Origin of the sequence: Methanoregula sp. UBA64, assembly GCF_002502735.1 — an archaeon.
Classification (GTDB): domain Archaea; phylum Halobacteriota; class Methanomicrobia; order Methanomicrobiales; family Methanospirillaceae; genus Methanoregula.
Genome location: NZ_DAQC01000001.1, coordinates 470,938 through 484,838, shown reverse-complemented (window position 1 = coordinate 484,838; position 13,901 = coordinate 470,938). Strand labels below are relative to the sequence as shown.

Here is a 13,901-nt window from a genome sequence, read left to right as displayed (position 1 = left end):
ATGGAACCCATCTTCGATCTGCGTGACGTTTCCTATACGTACCTGAGACGGTTTAAAGCACTGAAGGGAGTGACCCTTTCAGTCCGAGCCGGTGAGCAGGTCGCTATCCTCGGGGCGAACGGGAGCGGGAAATCTACGCTTCTTTCGATCCTGAATGCACTGACGTACCCCACCTCGGGAGAATTTTACGCATTCGGGAACCTGGTAAAGGAAGAGATGTTCGACACCCTTGAGGACAATGAATTCAACCGGTCGTTCCGGAAAAAAGTAGGATTTTTGTTCCAGAACCCGGATATCCAGCTCTTCTCGTCAACGGTCTTTGACGAGATTGCCTTTGGTCCGCTCCAGCTGGACCTGCCCCCCGAGGAAGTGCAGAAGCGCACCGAAGAGGTTATCGCCATGCTCGGTATCGAGAACCTCCGCGACCGGGCGCCTCACATGTTGAGCGGTGGCGAGAAAAAGAAGGTCTGCATTGCCGCGATCCTGTCGACAAATCCCGATGTCCTGCTCCTTGACGAACCTACCGGGGGCCTTGACCCGCGCAGCCAGATCTGGCTGATCGAGCTCATCCAGGAACTCGCGAAGTGCGGAAAAACCATTATCACTGCCACCCATGACCTCGATATTGTCGAACAGATCAGCACCCGGGCAATTGTTGTCGGGGAAGATCATACGATACATGTTGATTCGGACTGTGCCAGCGTTATGGGCAACCTGGATTTACTGATGGAGGCAAACCTCATCCACCGGCACATGCACCGTCACGGAAAACTTCTTCATGAGCACCTGCATGCCCATTCAAAGGAACACGATCATATGCACGGGCCCGGTGTTGTATAATTCAGTACCGATCCTGTGATCAATTTTTATTTGAGATGCCCCGATTTGAAAATGGGCACTTTTCCATGACGCCCCTTGCATGAGGCATAGTGCCCGTTAAATGCCCCCTGTTTTTCCTCTGTGCTGCCCTTCATCTCCCTCTTTGCCACTCCCTCCAAACGAGCCTAAATACGCTTGGTGCCGGTTCAGGATCTTCCGGCGTTAATTCCGGGAAAAATGGTAAAAAATCCGGGAAACTGACTTGGTTTTTAAAGAAACTGACTTGTTTTTGTCCCCAAAAGAGGTAAACGGGGCCTGAAATGATGAGATCTGATAGTATCTCCCTTCAGGGCCCGACACACCTATGTATCCGGGATGAGGGTGTGGGTCGGGGTACTGCAGTACCCCTTGTCAGGATTGATCTTTTTTTGTTCCCGACTCCCTTTTGTCGGAGTATAGCGCCCGTTTTATGCCCTCTGTTTTTCCTCTGTGCTGCCCTTCATCTCCCTCTTCGATCCTCCCTCCAAACAAGCCTGAATACGCTTGGTGTCCGTTCGGAATTTTTCGGTATAAATTCTGGGAAAAATGATGAAAAACCCGGGAAACAGACTTGGTTTTTTGAAAAAATGACTTGTTTTTGTTCCAAAAAGAGGTAAATGGGGCCTGAAATGAAGAGATCCGGGAGGTACTCCCACAGGATCCGTCATACTGAGGTCTTCGGGGGCAGCGAATCTTCCTCCCGCCGGTCATCACCTGTCAGGTACCCGCCAGGGGTCTGCCGTCCCGGTTGATCTCGCAAAGACCGTTATCATTTACGCGGAAGAACCGCATGGTCCCGTACTGCCCGCAGACCCAGAGTTCCCGGCACCGTTCGCTTGTGGCGGGCACGAGCCGGAGCCGTGCGAGCGGTTCGGCAAACTGCAACTCTATCTCCGGCAACGGGCAGTGGATCCTCCGGCTCCGTTTCACCCGAACAAGCGAAGTCAGGGCCAAGCCCGCGATCGCAAAGTCGCACACGCTCCCTGCGCCGGGTTTGCAGAGAATAACCATACCCCGGGCCTGAGCAACGGGCAGGGCCTCATCGATCGCTTTTTTGGGGAGCGGACCCCTTGTCATGCCACATCATCCCTGTCATCCGGCACGTGTTCTGCACAACATGCCGGTTGCGGCCGTACGATCTTCCGGTGCGGTCGCCGGCGTGGCAGTGCAGAGAGGCCCGGCGCCAGGGGAATATCGTGAAGTTCAGTTACCCGGTCCGCCAGATACACCGGCGGTCCTCTCGGGATATGGCGCTTCCCCCATTCCAGTTCTTCGTTCTCACTCACAGTTCCGGCCGCACCGGTTGCTGTTGCATCCGGACCAGCCGCAGTTTTCCTGTTTGTTGCTGGTACTTCCATTCATTCATCACCATTTCATGGGTTTTTTTGATCGTACCTCCATCCTTTTTTTCCGGCTCCCGGGACCTGCTGCCCCGTACCGCAATTGTCCGTTTAACGCCAGCCCGGGAGCGATGTAGTGCAAGCCACAATTTTTTTGTCACGAAACGGACAGCAGGCTAATGCATCCGTATCGTGTAGGATTATACTTCAGCGCCCGGACCGGCGGTCACCGACGTATGATAAAAACAGCGGGCAGAAGAGTACCATGCCGGGTGTCCGCGTGTATCTTCCCGGCAATGGCGATCGACTCAAACAATTCCTGTGGGATACCAAAAAACCGCCAGAAAAGTCTGCATGGGGGGATCACGGAGACAGAGAAAAACTTCGCGAACCGGGCCGCAGCTTTTCGTGCGACACCATGGCGCCTCAGTTTCCGTTCCCCCCTCGTGCAGAAATTCTGAAACATGGTTTTCCTTATCCATGGAAAACGACAGCTTCGTATTTAAATTACTTTGATGGTTCTGGTTAGCAGTATCCAGTCCATTTCCCCCGGAATGGTGGTATATATCTCATCAGTCTCTCAAAAGAGGATGTTCTTCTACCTGCAAAATTCTGCGGTTCCTGCCCGGGATATTTTCATATTTTCAATTGATCGGATCCCGATATCTGCATTTTATCTGACCGGGATACCCGGGATCAGGCAGTCCACCAGCCCCAGAACCGGCCGAGATTGTAGAGGAGAGTTATGGAAAGGCAGAACCCGATAATAGCAATATAAAACCAGTTCTTGTTCTCATTTACGAGATCGATAACCCGCTGTATACCATTGAGTATTGTATGGGACGGTTGTGTGACCGGGACGGATCGTTTTTTTGCCATACTGATGCCTCCCCTTTTACTTTGTCATGATCATCTGGACATTTCGATCTGATAAAACCCGGTCAACGCCCGGCTGCCGGAAGAGCATAATAAAAAAAGAAAATTTTTCAGAGACCTTAATCGGTCCGCTTGATAATTGCCTTTCCGAGCACGTATCCTACACCGGCACAGAGAAGGACGCCGATAATGGCGGAGACATAATAGCCCGGTGCCTGTGTCGGGAGGGTGTCATGCTCTCCACCGGCAAAATCATAGTCCGGCAGGAGCGGACTCCAGAGTGTCGAGAGCTGCTGGAGCCCGGCCGGCACGTACCCGATTGATTCCTGGAGCTCATCGGGGCCCCACTCCCCAAAAGCCGTTCCTGTTGCAATCAGGCCGATTGGAACGATGACCACGAGTACTGCCATCGCGATAATTAATACCTTAAGGGTCTTGTCCATCTTTTTCACCCCTCATTTACGCAGTAGGCGCTCCTTTTCCGGCATCTGCATTTTTGTCGTTTTCCGGTTTGTAGTCAAAGATGATCTCCGGACTGTTCCGCGCTATGTACGCAAATGCCAGCGCGGTGATAATCGCCTCGACAAAGCTGAAGAATACCATATGCTCGATCAGCATTGCCGGGATCGTCACGTTCAGCCCGTAAGGCATATAGAGAGGCACGCCCGCGGCAGTATGTTCGAGAACCGGCTGCATACCCATCTCAAAGCCGGCAACACCAGCGGCAACCGTTAAGCCGACATAGCCGGCTACTGCTGCTGCGGCAATCCTGAGGTTCGAGGTGATCGGGGAGTTCCCGCTGATCAGTTTATAGGCATAGAACCCGACAAACGGGATCACAACGCCCATGTTGAAACAGTTCGCCCCGAACGCGGTGACGCCGCCGTCACCGAACAGGAGGCACTGGATAAGAAGCGCGACCGATGTTGTCACGACTGCTGCCCAGGGGCCAAGGATGATGGCCACAAGGGCGCTGCCCACGGCATGTCCCGAGCTTCCCCCGGGGACCGGGACATTGAACATCATGATGACAAACGAGAATGCAGCGGCCAGGGCAAGGTACGGTACCTGCCGCGAGCGGAGATGCTTCTGCACCCAGTATCCGGCGTACAGCCAGATCGGAATCATCACAATATACAGAAGGATAAATGTTGTTGGTCCAAGATATCCATCAGGAATATGCATCTTTTCACCGGAGTAATGATACTTTGTTATTGTTATAAAAAACTGCCTATTTCGTAGCAACAACTATGATCCATTGAAATAATGATTCGAATTGATTTGACAAAATGGTGGTTATTTATAATATTGATAACCCTGGAGGTAATTGTTGTAATATATCTGGATCTTACCGGCTCTGGTCAATCAACATTTTTTTGCATCTTTCCCGGCGAGACACAAGTCCCGCAGCCGGTACCGGGTGTGCCCGGATTCCGGGATTCTGAAGATCCTGCCCAATCTAGACCAGGTATACAAACACGCCAGCCTGTACATTCAATACCGTGACATAATATCCGGATTTTTATAGATGCTGCATGTTCAGATGGTTTATTAACCATGATGAACCACCAAACGGTTACCCCAATCCCGTATCGGGCCATGTGATCATACGGGGGCACGAGCCGATACCATGAATCCGTCAGAGTTACGCAAGTTCCTTGCACCCGAGATTGTCTTTGGCGCCGGAGCCCGGCACCTGGCCGGCAGGTATGCAAAGAACTTCGGGGCTGCAAAGGTGCTGCTGGTCACCGACGCGGGTGTCAGAAAGACCGGGCTTGTCGATGAAATCCTGAACGATCTCCTCCAGGCAGGAGTAAGCGCCGAAATATTTTCCGAGGTTATGCCGAACCCGCGTGCGGAAAACGTGATGGCAGGGGCGGCCTGTTTTAAGACTGCCGGTTGTTCTGCGCTGGTGGCGGTAGGCGGGGGCTCGGTCATCGATTGTGCAAAAGGCATCGGGATTGTCTCGTCCAATGGCCGTCCCATCACCGCGTTCGAAGGCGTCGACCGGGTGATCGTTCCCCCGCCCCCCCTGATCTGTATCCCCACGACCGCAGGATCGAGCGCCGATGTCTCGCAGTTTGCCATCATCAACGATACCGACCGGATGGTCAAGATCGCCCTCATATCAAAGACCCTGGTACCCGATATTGCGCTCATCGACCCCGAGACCCTGCTCTCCCTCCCGCGGAATCTTACTATCTATACCGGGCTGGACGTACTGACCCATGCAATCGAAGCGTACGTGTCCAATGCCAGTTCTCCGCTCACCGATCTCCATGCCCGGGAAGCGATAATGCTTGTGGTAAAAAACCTCGAAGCGTCCGTCGAGTCCCCGCATGACATTGCATTCCGCAGCGGGATGATGCTTGCAAGCCTCAATGCAGGCCTTGCCTTTTCGAATGCGAGCCTCGGTGCAGTCCATGCAATGGCACACAGTCTCGGGGGCTACCTCGACCTTCCCCACGGGAAATGCAACGCCCTGCTGCTCGATACGGTCATACGGTACAACTATCCATCGGCACCGGACCGGTACAATGCTATTGGCGAGGCAATGGGACTTCCGGTCTGGAACGTCTTGCCGGAGGAGCGGTGCGATCTGATCTGCGCTGAGATCTGCCGGCTCCGCACGGCTCTTGGGATCACGGCAACGCTCGGATCCCTTGGCGTGAAAAAAGAGGTTATCCCGTTACTTGCCGGACATGCCATGCACGATGTCTGCATGGCCACCAACCCCAGGGACCCGAAAACAGAAGAGATCGAGGCGCTGTATGAATCCCTCCTCTGATCAGCCGGAGGACCGGGAATCCCTCCGCGAACGGATCATCGGGATGGGAGAGTCGTCCGTTCATAAAAGCTATTACCCGCTTCTCCAGCAGAGGTTATCGGAACTGGAGCGGTTCCGGGCGCTCATTGACGAGACCCACGATATGATCCTCGTGATAAAAACCCCGGAGAACACCTGCGTTGAGGTAAACCATGCAGGAAGTGCCCGGCTCGGATTCTCCCCGGAACAGCTTGCGAACCTGGAGATTGCAGCCCTCGTTGTCCCGGAAAAACGCGAACAGTTCCAGGTGCTCCTGTTGCATGCTGCCGAATCCGGGGCGCAGGAAAAGATCGAGACCACCCTGTGTTCGGCGCAGGGACGGATGATCCCTGCCGAACTCTCCATTCATTTCGTGACCATCGATCAGCAGAAGTACGGGGTTATCGTTGCCCGCGATATCAGCGAGCGGCTCCGGTACGAGCGGGCGCTCGTGGCTACCCAGAAAAAGCTCAACCTGATCAATTCCCTGACAAGGAACGATATCAAGAGCCAGATCTTTATTGTCCGGGCATACCTGGATGTGCTCAGGCAGATAGCAAAACATCCCGAAGAGATCACCATCCTTGAAAAACTGGCCGGGACCACCCTCGATATCCAGAACCATATCGAACTTGCAGAGAACTACCAGAAACTCGGTGTCCATCATCCCCGGTGGCAGAACTTTTCCGGGGTACTGCTCTATGCGATCTCGCACCTCCCCCCTATCCCCATCACCCGGTGTACGGATATGGACCGGCTTGAGATCCTCTCGGACCCCCTGCTCGAAAAGGGCCTCACCCATTTAATGGAATTCATGTATGCCCATGGCGGGATGACGGTGCCGGTCCAGCTCTCCCACGAAGAGGTAGACGAAGGACTTACCCTTACCTTTCTCAAAACCGGGACCGGGCTCCCGCCCGAACAGCGGGAATCGGTGTTTGTCTGGGCGCCTGCAAAGACCTCGGGGCCGAACCTGTTCTTCACCAAAGAGATCCTCGATATGACCGGGATTTCGATAGCCGAGAACGGCGATGCCGGAATGCTCCGGTTCATCATACGGGTCCCAAAAGACGGGTACCGGTTCCAAGTATAAGATAGGGGGCCCTGAAGAGGCGTACTGCCAACAGGCAGCCAGTCTGGTTCTCTTGAGATCAAAAGGGTTTTTCTCCCCAAAATCCAATATTTATTGTGATAAATTCAGGAATTTTTTTTAATGATTTTTTAAGGGAGGTTACCTTTGACTGATTCCTACGATGCATCCCACATCACGATACTTGAAGGGCTCACACCGGTTCGTGAACGCCCGGCCATGTATATCGGGAGCACCGATACCCGGGGGCTCCACCACCTTGTGTACGAAGTCGTGGACAACTCGATCGATGAGGCACTTGCCGGCTTCTGCACCTTAATCTCGGTCGTTATCAACGGGGACGGGTCGCTGTCCGTTGTGGATAATGGCCGGGGCATCCCGGTCGATACGATGGAGAAGAACCATAAGAGTGCGCTCGAAGTGGTGCTCACCGTTCTCCATGCCGGGGGCAAGTTTGACAAGGCCACCTACCAGGTCTCGGGAGGTCTCCACGGGGTCGGGGTATCCGTGGTCAATGCCCTCTCCACCAACCTTTCCGCCCGGGTGTACCGCGACGGCAATATCTACGAGATGCACTTTGCCCGGGGCATCCCTGCCGGCCCGCTCACGCAGCGGGAGGAGACACTTGCCGAAGCAGTGATCCGGTACCAGCAGTGGTACGGCGAGCCGGCACCTTTCGTACGGAGCACCGGAACTTCCGGCGGCCAGCAGAGCCTCCCGGAACCGGGCGATCCGTCCCAGGGCACGGCCGAGGATCGCGTGCGGTTCTTTGCGGAAACCGGCACAAAACTCACCGGTACATTAATCACCTTCAAGCCGGACCCGACCATCTTTGAAACGGTCACGTTCGACTACGATATCCTGGCATCCCGGCTCCGCGAGCTTGCCTTCCTAAATGCCGGCCTCACCATCCGGATCACCGATGAGCGGACCGGCACCCGTGCTTCGTACTGTACGGGCGGGCTCTCGGAGTTCGTGAGATACTTAAACGAGGGATCCGAGTGCCTCCATGCGGTTCCCATCGATATCACCCAGAAAGATCCCGAGAACAAGGTGGAGATCGAGATCGCCCTCCAGTACACCACCGGCTACGATGAGAAGACGTATTCGTACGTCAACAGCGTCAATACCCGCGAGGGCGGCACCCATCTCGAAGGGTTCCGGAGCGCCATTACCCGGGCCATCAATACGGTCGGGAAACGCAACAACCTTATAAAAGAGAATGCGACCATCTCCCTCCGCGGCGAGGATGTCCGCGAGGGCCTGACCTCGGTGATCTCGGTTAAGATGGCAAACCCCCAGTTCGAGGGCCAGACCAAGATGCGCCTTGGCAACAGCAACATCAAGGGCATTGTGGATTCGCTTGTATATGCAGCGCTCAACCAGTACTTTGACGAGAACCCGAAAGTGCTTGCCATCATTATCGAGAAATCCCTCTCGGCAGCAAAGGCACGCGAGGCAGCGAGGAATGCGAGGGAACTCGCACGGCGCAAGAGCTCTCTCGAAAGCTCAGGTCTTCCCGGGAAACTTGCCGACTGCTCGGAACGCGACCCGGCAAAGAGCGAGATCTATATCGTGGAAGGGGATTCGGCAGGCGGCAGCGCCAAGCAGGGCCGGGACCGCAAGTTCCAGGCCATCCTCCCCCTGCGGGGCAAGATCCTGAACGTGGAAAAAGCAGGCGAACACCAGATCTTAAAGAACGCCGAGATCCAGACGCTGATATCAGCGATTGGGACCGGCATCGGGGACAAGTTCGATATCGAGCGGGCCCGGTACCACCATGTCGTGATCATGACCGATGCCGATGTGGATGGTGCGCATATCAGGACACTGCTTTTGACGTTCTTCTACCGGTACATGCCAAAAATTATCGAGGCCGGGTATGTGTATATCGCCCAGCCTCCCCTGTTCCGTGTCTCAAAAGGAAAAGAAGAGAAGTGGTTGTACAAGGAAGAGGAGATGAAGAAAGTCTCTGCTGCCATGGGTGACAAGGGCGTCTCCGTCCAGCGGTACAAGGGTCTGGGTGAGATGAATGCCCAGCAGCTCTGGGATACGACCATGTCTCCGGCAAACCGCATTTTCCTGCAGGTGACCATCGAGGATGCGATGGATGCTAACGAGATCTTTAAGACCCTGATGGGGAAGGATGTGGAGATACGAAAAGAGTTCATCATCCGCCATGCAAAGGAGGTGACAAACCTTGACATCTGATAACAAGAACCCCCCGGCCGAAGCCCCGCAGACCCACCGTGTCGAGCCGATCAGCATCGAGCACGAGATGAAGACCTCGTTTATCAACTACGCGATGTCGGTCATCATCAGCCGGGCTATTCCTGATGTCCGGGACGGCCTTAAGCCGGTCCACCGCCGCTCGCTCTATGGCATGTGGGACATGGGGAACACCTCCGACAAGCCTACAAAAAAGAGCGCAAGGGTGGTCGGTGACGTGATGGGTAAGTACCACCCGCACGGCGATTCCTCCATCTACGATACCATCGTCAAGATGGCCCAGCCATTCAGTTACCGCCACATGCTTGTGCAGGGACAGGGCAACTTCGGGTCCATTGACGGGGATTCTGCGGCAGCGAGCAGGTACACCGAAGTCCGGCTCTTCCCGTACGCGGAAGCCCTCCTTGAGGATCTGGACAAGGAAACCGTGGATTTTGTACCAAACTACGATGAATCGCTCAAGGAGCCCACCGTCCTTCCGGCAAAGATCCCGAACCTTCTTGTCAACGGAACTGACGGTATTGCGGTAGGTATGGCTACAAAGATGCCCCCGCACAACCTCCGGGAGGTCTGCGCGGCGGTTTCGGCCTATCTCGATAACCCGGACGTTCCGGTCGAGGAACTCCTGCGGATCATGCCCGGCCCGGACTTCCCGACCGGCGGCATCATGATGGGCGTCGAGGGTGTGAAGAACATCTACGCCACCGGCCAGGGCCGGGTCGTTGTCCGCGGTGTCGCGGAGATCGAGGAATCGGAGGGGGGCAACCGGGGCGACCGGATCATTGTCACCGAACTCCCGTACCAGGTGAACAAGGCCCAGTGGATCAGCGGCATCGCCGATATGGTCAAGGAAAAGAGGATCGATGGCATCACCGATATCCGCGATGAGTCCGACAAGGAAGGCATACGGGTTGTCTTCGAGCTCCGTAAAGGCACGATGGCGCCGGTTATCTTGAACAACCTGTACAAGAACACCGCACTGGAATCCAGTTTCTGGACATCGAACCTTGCGATTGTCGATGGCCAGCCCAAGATCCTCAACCTTCACGGCCTCCTTGGCCACTTTGTCCAGCACCGGATCGAAGTGATCCGGCGCCGGTCCGAGTTCGATCTGAAAAAGGCGCGGGAGAAAGTTCACATCCTCGAAGGGCTGCTTCTAGCCCTCTCACGGATCGATGAGGTTATCGCTGCGATCCGGGGGTCCGACACGGTGGACAATGCCCGGCTCACGCTTATTTCCCGGTTCGGGCTTGACGAGCTGCAGGCAAACGCGATCCTCCAGATGCAGCTGCGTCGTCTCGCGGCCCTTGAGCAGCAGAAGATCAATGACGAGAAGGCGGGCCTGGTCACAGAGATCAACCGGCTTACAACGCTCCTCTCGAACGAATCTAACATCAAGGACGAGATCCGGCGGGAGACTGCCGAGGTTGCCGCAAAGTTCGGCGACGCGAGAAGGACAAAGATTGCAAATGCCGTCGGCGATATCTCCACCGAGGACCTGATCGAGGATAAGACGGTGCTCGTCTCTATCACAACGGCAAATTACATCAAGCGCATGGATCTCGACACCTACCGCAAACAGCGGCGGGGCGGACGGGGCATCACCGGCATGACGACAAAGGAAGAGGATTTTGTCGATTCGGTCTTTGTCGCCGGCATGAAGGATTTCCTGCTCTGCTTCACGAACCTCGGCCGGGTGTACTGGCTCAAGGTGTACGAGATCCCCGAGAGTTCCCGGGTGGCAAAGGGCAAACCGATCGTAAACCTCCTGAACTTAAAAGAGGAGATCGTAACCGCCGTAATCCCCATCCGCGAGTTCCGCGAGGACCGGTTCCTCCTCTTTGCAACAAAACTCGGGCAGGTTATAAAGATCCCGCAGACCGAGTTCTCCAACCCCCGGTCGATCGGTACAAACGCCATCAGGCTCCGGGAAGGCGACCAGCTGGTCGAGGTAATCTCAACAAACGGCAACAACGAGCTCGTGCTGACCTCCCGGTTCGGCCAGAGCCTCCGGTTCCACGAAGAGACGGTGCGGACGGTAGGACGCGGTGCGCTGGGTGTCAAAGGGATGAACCTGATAGGCGGGGACACCGTTGTGGCAGTTACCCTGCTTGAAAAGGACCACCTCCTTACCATCTCCGATGTCGGTTTCGGGAAACGTACCGAGTTCGACGAATTCCGCGGGCACGGGCGGGGCACGAGGGGTGTCCGGAACATCTCGCTCGAACGCGATGCCGTGGTTATTATGTCCCGTGCGGTCTCGGATACCGATGAGATCGTGGTGATGACCGCGGCCGGCATTGTCATACGCACCCGGGTAAGCGAAGTGCGGATCATAGGAAGGGGCACCAAAGGTGTCCGGATCATGCGCCTCGACGAAAAAGATAAGGTAGTCGGCGTTGCAATCGTCCAGCCTGAAGCTGAAGATGCACCTGAAGCCGGCACCGAACCGGATACCCCGACAGCGCCGCCGGCGCCATAACCCCCGGCTCTTTTTTCCCGTTGGCCCCTCCCGGGAGTGGGAGGAGGTCGTCTCTTTTTTTACACCCGTCCCAGGATTTGATTACAGACCGGCACCGGCTGCGTCATTATCCCCGGTAAATGCTTATGAGGCATACGCGGCAAACAGGATGCTGTGAGCACAATGTTCCGGAAGGTTATTCCCGTATCCACCAGCCATGAGGGGGAGATTATCGATCTGACACCAGCAGTAGCCGGGGTTATCCGGGAGAGCGCCGTACAGGAAGGTCTTGTTCATCTCTTCGTGCAGCATTCCACTGCGGCCCTCACGACAATCGAGTACGAACCCGGCGTGCTCGCGGATCTGGCCCGGGCGCTCTCGGTTTTGGCGCCCGACAATCAGGAATATGCCCACAACACGAAATGGGGCGATGGCAACGGGCGATCCCATGTCAAAGCAGCGCTTGTCGGCCCCTCCCTCACGATTCCCGTTGCCGGGGGAAAACCCTGCTGCGGGACCTGGCAGCAGATCGTTCTTCTGGAACTGGACGTCAATGCCGGCCGGGAACGGAGCGTGATCTGCACGGTATGGGGAGATAAATAAAAAACAGGGAGGTATCGTTAAAATTTAGTGGTGGCGGGGTAATCCCGGAAAGTTGGTGCAGAAACATCAAAAACCCGCAAAAATACGGGGTTTAGATCTTCTCATAATACTTCATCGAACCGCAGGCCCCGCACTTCCCGTCCACCACCATGTAATCGGGAACGGTCTCGCCGCAGGTGGGGCAGGTCACCGGTTTCCAGGCCTCTTTTATTTTTACCGGCACCCGGACCCGCTCGTACGAGAGGAAGCCCCGGCCGGCCTTAAAGATTGCCTCCTGGAGTGCAACGCCCATGGTATGCTTGTGAAACTCGGGACTGTTGGAGAACCATTTGTCAATAACCGGGAAATTCTTGATCTTTTCCAGGTCCACATAGACCCGGACCGCTTCGGCAGTCGGGTTCTCGGAGACCCGGTTGACCGTGACGGCAAACCGCCCGATGGGCAGCACCTTGAGCCGGCCGTTCCCGGTCGTGATATGGGCTATCACCTGCGGGGCGTCGGGAAGGCATTTCGGGGTCTCGCAGACCGCAAAGAGTTTTTCATCGGGCGTGGCATGCAGGAGATCGAGGGCATAGTCCACCATGAACGCACCGATCAAAAGGCCCGGTGCCGGTGAGGAATGGAACTCCGCACACCGGAGAAGGTAGGTCTTTACCGGTTCCTTTACCCCGGCAGCCGCTATCCGTTCGCCAAAACCCTGTTCATCCGCGCGACGATGTCCCGTATCCATACGCACCGGTTGGCGTCCCGGAAATAAACATGTTGGTTTGTAACCAGATGCTGACGGGACAGAACGACAAAAACAAAAATCGGCAGGGGTCCGGATCAGATCTCCTTAAACCAGCCGGTGCCGACGCGTTCGATAAACCGGGCGGTCCGCTCTTTGGGCTTTGCATGTGCCCGGACATAGGCGAGCAGCCGGCTCACGAGCGCCTGTGCCTTTTCTGAAGAAAGGCCCGACGCAACCTCGTCTCCCTCGCGGACGTGGAAGGCACTGTGCCCGCCAAAAAAGACCGTCCAGCCTTTTGCCGAGCCCATGAGCCCGATATCCCGGACCTTGCTCTCACCGCAGCACCGGGGACATCCCGAAATCCCGATCTTAATCTTTGCCGGGAACTCCTGGCCTGCATACTCATCGGAGATCTTTTTTGCGAGCCCGAGCGAGTCCTGCAACCCGTTCTTGCAGAACGCACTGCCCGGGCAGGACTGGACATAGCGGACGCCCGGGGTGATCGATGCCGAGCCCAGATCCCCGAGTTCCCGGCGGACCGCCGGGATATCCTCTTCTTTTACCCCCACGAGCAGGAACCGCTGGCCGGAGGTGATCTTGACAAGCGGAATATGGTAGGTCCGGGCAACCCGGGCAAAGGTTTCCAGGATTTCAGGAGTGACCGCACCGGCCGGGATCCGGGTCTGGATCGCATAGGTCTTCCCGTCTTTCTGGAGTTTTGCACCATAGGTAGTATCGGTCATGATAATCCTGATAGTAGGTTTTCCCGTTTCCCCAACAAATGGTTATGGGAAGGGGTAATCCCCAGGGGTACGGTCAGTCCGCGATCTGCACGAACCTGTGGATCCACCTGCCGGCAGGGTTTTTCCCGGCCATACCTCAGTGCCGGTAAGCAGGATCTCTCGTTG

12 protein-coding genes are annotated in these 13,901 nt (G+C 55.9%); 6 read left to right on the top strand and 6 right to left on the bottom strand.

What is annotated here, in order from left to right; all coding sequences use genetic code 11:
• Positions 1–69: 69 nt before the first annotated feature.
• Positions 70–840, top strand: coding sequence for an energy-coupling factor ABC transporter ATP-binding protein (locus BP758_RS02385; protein ID WP_292368354.1), 771 nt, complete (start codon positions 70–72; stop codon positions 838–840).
• A 735-nt stretch (positions 841–1,575) separates the two neighbouring features.
• On the opposite strand, the gene BP758_RS02380 is transcribed toward BP758_RS02385, so the two are convergent.
• From BP758_RS02380 to cbiM, 4 genes are all read right to left on the bottom strand, one after another.
• Positions 1,576–1,935, bottom strand: coding sequence for a hypothetical protein (locus tag BP758_RS02380; protein WP_292368352.1), 360 nt, complete (start codon positions 1,933–1,935; stop codon positions 1,576–1,578).
• Between the two features lie 959 nt (positions 1,936–2,894).
• Positions 2,895–3,077 (bottom strand): hypothetical protein, encoded by a 183-nt coding sequence (locus tag BP758_RS02375; RefSeq protein ID WP_292368350.1) that lies wholly within the window; start codon positions 3,075–3,077, stop codon positions 2,895–2,897.
• A gap of 116 nt (positions 3,078–3,193) precedes the next feature.
• Positions 3,194–3,517, bottom strand: a complete 324-nt coding sequence (locus BP758_RS02370) for a PDGLE domain-containing protein (protein WP_292368348.1) — start codon at positions 3,515–3,517, stop codon at positions 3,194–3,196.
• A 16-nt stretch (positions 3,518–3,533) separates the two neighbouring features.
• Positions 3,534–4,259 carry a cobalt transporter CbiM gene (cbiM, locus tag BP758_RS02365; RefSeq protein WP_292368346.1) on the bottom strand — a complete coding sequence of 242 codons (726 nt, stop codon included), beginning with the start codon at positions 4,257–4,259 and terminating at the stop codon, positions 3,534–3,536.
• A gap of 445 nt (positions 4,260–4,704) precedes the next feature.
• Here cbiM and ercA point away from each other — a divergent pair, with 445 nt between their 5' ends.
• The 5 genes from ercA to BP758_RS02340 all read left to right on the top strand — a co-directional run bounded on the left by ercA (position 4,705) and on the right by BP758_RS02340 (position 12,263).
• Positions 4,705–5,862, top strand: a complete 1,158-nt coding sequence (gene ercA / locus BP758_RS02360; protein ID WP_292368344.1) for an alcohol dehydrogenase-like regulatory protein ErcA — start codon at positions 4,705–4,707, stop codon at positions 5,860–5,862.
• The gene (locus tag BP758_RS02355; RefSeq protein ID WP_292368342.1) at positions 5,846–6,973 is read left to right on the top strand and encodes a PAS domain S-box protein; all 1,128 of its coding nucleotides are present in this window, start codon (positions 5,846–5,848) and stop codon (positions 6,971–6,973) included. Before ercA ends, BP758_RS02355 begins: the two co-directional genes overlap by 17 nt.
• A 144-nt stretch (positions 6,974–7,117) precedes the next feature.
• Positions 7,118–9,181, top strand: a complete 2,064-nt coding sequence (locus BP758_RS02350; RefSeq protein WP_292368340.1) for a DNA topoisomerase subunit B — start codon at positions 7,118–7,120, stop codon at positions 9,179–9,181.
• On the top strand, positions 9,171–11,681 hold the full coding sequence (gene gyrA, locus BP758_RS02345) for a DNA gyrase subunit A (RefSeq protein WP_292368338.1): 2,511 nt from the start codon (positions 9,171–9,173) through the stop codon (positions 11,679–11,681). Before BP758_RS02350 ends, gyrA begins: the two co-directional genes overlap by 11 nt.
• A 162-nt stretch (positions 11,682–11,843) precedes the next feature.
• Positions 11,844–12,263 (top strand): secondary thiamine-phosphate synthase enzyme YjbQ, encoded by a 420-nt coding sequence (locus BP758_RS02340; protein WP_292368336.1) that lies wholly within the window; start codon positions 11,844–11,846, stop codon positions 12,261–12,263.
• Between the two features lie 91 nt (positions 12,264–12,354).
• Here BP758_RS02340 and BP758_RS02335 read toward each other — a convergent pair whose 3' ends face one another.
• Both BP758_RS02335 and BP758_RS02330 read right to left on the bottom strand, forming a co-directional pair.
• Entirely contained in the window at positions 12,355–12,993 is a 639-nt protein-coding gene (locus BP758_RS02335; RefSeq protein ID WP_292368334.1) for a formylmethanofuran dehydrogenase subunit E family protein, read from the bottom strand.
• A 95-nt stretch (positions 12,994–13,088) separates the two neighbouring features.
• Entirely contained in the window at positions 13,089–13,736 is a 648-nt protein-coding gene (locus BP758_RS02330; RefSeq protein ID WP_292368332.1) for an NAD(P)/FAD-dependent oxidoreductase, read from the bottom strand.
• Between the last annotated feature and the right edge of the window lie 165 nt (positions 13,737–13,901).

What these genes read in the sequence shown, in the direction of transcription:
- BP758_RS02380 (WP_292368352.1), bottom strand. Translation starts at nt 1,935, where the DNA reads ATGACAAGGGGTCCGCTCCCCAAAAAAGCGATCGATGAGGCCCTGCCC.
- BP758_RS02375 (WP_292368350.1), bottom strand. Translation starts at nt 3,077, where the DNA reads ATGGCAAAAAAACGATCCGTCCCGGTCACACAACCGTCCCATACAATA.
- BP758_RS02370 (WP_292368348.1), bottom strand. Translation starts at nt 3,517, where the DNA reads ATGGACAAGACCCTTAAGGTATTAATTATCGCGATGGCAGTACTCGTG.
- cbiM (WP_292368346.1), bottom strand. Translation starts at nt 4,259, where the DNA reads ATGCATATTCCTGATGGATATCTTGGACCAACAACATTTATCCTTCTG.
- ercA (WP_292368344.1), top strand. Translation starts at nt 4,705, where the DNA reads ATGAATCCGTCAGAGTTACGCAAGTTCCTTGCACCCGAGATTGTCTTT.
- BP758_RS02355 (WP_292368342.1), top strand. Translation starts at nt 5,846, where the DNA reads ATGAATCCCTCCTCTGATCAGCCGGAGGACCGGGAATCCCTCCGCGAA.
- BP758_RS02340 (WP_292368336.1), top strand. Translation starts at nt 11,844, where the DNA reads ATGTTCCGGAAGGTTATTCCCGTATCCACCAGCCATGAGGGGGAGATT.
- BP758_RS02335 (WP_292368334.1), bottom strand. Translation starts at nt 12,993, where the DNA reads ATGGATACGGGACATCGTCGCGCGGATGAACAGGGTTTTGGCGAACGG.
- BP758_RS02330 (WP_292368332.1), bottom strand. Translation starts at nt 13,736, where the DNA reads ATGACCGATACTACCTATGGTGCAAAACTCCAGAAAGACGGGAAGACC.